Below are 1271 nucleotides of genomic sequence, written 5' to 3'. Positions count from 1 at the left end.
CTGTTTGCTTCACCTCCGTCAACTCGCACGTCATTCAACAGGCATCGGCCTTGTCCGGTGTTTGGAGGGTTCGTGCGTCCCCAGAAACACAAGGAGATGTGCTGCTATGCCGACGTCCCCCCGATTTTGAGTAGCACCGCAGTTTGGAGTCCAATTCCCTAACCGAAGGAGATTGGACGTGAAGAAGCGCTTTTCCGAAGAACAGATCATTGGCTTCCTGCGCGAAGCCGAAGCGGGCGTGGCGATCAAGGACCTGTGCCGGCGCCATGGCTTCAGCGAGGCCTCTTACTACCTGTGGCGCAGCAAGTTCGGCGGGATGAGCGTGCCCGATGCCAAGCGGCTCAAAGACCTTGAAACGGAGAACGCGCGGCTGAAGAAGTTGCTGGCCGAGCAGCTGTTTGAGAACGATCTGATCAAGGATGCGCTGCGAAAAAAGTGGTGAGCGCGCCGGCGCGTCGTGCGCTGGTGCGCGAGTGGATGGGGTGCGGTGCCAGCGAGCGCCGCGCCTTGGCAGCGATCGGCATGAGCGCCAGCGCGCTGCGCTACTGCCCACGCGAAGATCGCAACGTTGAGCTGCGCGAGCGCATCGGTGCGTTGGCGCATCGCCATCGCCGTTATGGCGTGGGCATGATCTATCTCAAACTGCGACAGGAAGGCCGCATCGTGAACTACAAGCGTGTGGAGCGGTTGTACCGCGAGCAGCAGCTGCAAGTCCGCCGCCGCAAGCGCAAGAAAGTCCCGGTAGGCGAGCGTCAGCCGCTGCTGCGGCCATCGCAGGCCAACCAGGTATGGTCGATGGACTTCGTGTTCGACCGCACTGCCGACGGTCGGGTGATCAAGTGTCTGGTGATCGTGGACGACGCCACGCACGAAGCGGTCGCCATCGAGGTGGAGCGCGCAGTAGCGGGCCATGGCGTGACGCGTGTGCTGAATCGGCTCGCCATCCGCCGCGGCTTGCCGCAGGTGATCCGCACGGACAACGGCAAGGAGTTTTGCGGCAAGGCGATGGTGGCCTGGGCGCATGCGCGTGGCGTGCAGTTGCGACTCATCCAACCCGGCAAGCCGAATCAGAACGCCTACGTTGAATCGTTTAACGGCCGCCTGCGCGACGAATGCCTCAACGAACACTGGTTCCCGACACTGCTGCATGCACGCACCGAGATCGAGCGCTGGCGCCGCGAATACAACGAGGAGCGACCCAAGAAAGCAATTGGCGGCATGACGCCCTCCGCGTATGCCCAACAGTTGGCCAACGCCGCTATCATCAACCC

At 62.2% G+C, this 1271-nt stretch carries 1 protein-coding gene; it reads left to right on the top strand.

All coding sequences use genetic code 11. The annotated features are described in order from the left end of the window. Positions 1-178: 178 nt before the first annotated feature. Positions 179-1271 (top strand): IS3 family transposase gene (locus J7360_RS20745; RefSeq protein WP_209034717.1). Its coding sequence is split into 2 segments (ribosomal slippage), with 1094 coding nucleotides annotated over them: positions 179-437 and positions 437-1271; the frame shifts between segments, so codons are not numbered across the junction. This gene is flagged as partial in the annotation.

The organism is Xanthomonas sp. D-99, from assembly GCF_017746145.1.
Classification (GTDB): Bacteria; Pseudomonadota; Gammaproteobacteria; order Xanthomonadales; family Xanthomonadaceae; genus Xanthomonas; species Xanthomonas cissicola.
The sequence above is the reverse complement of the archived record's forward strand: the minus strand, read 5'-3'. Positions and strand labels throughout refer to the sequence as shown.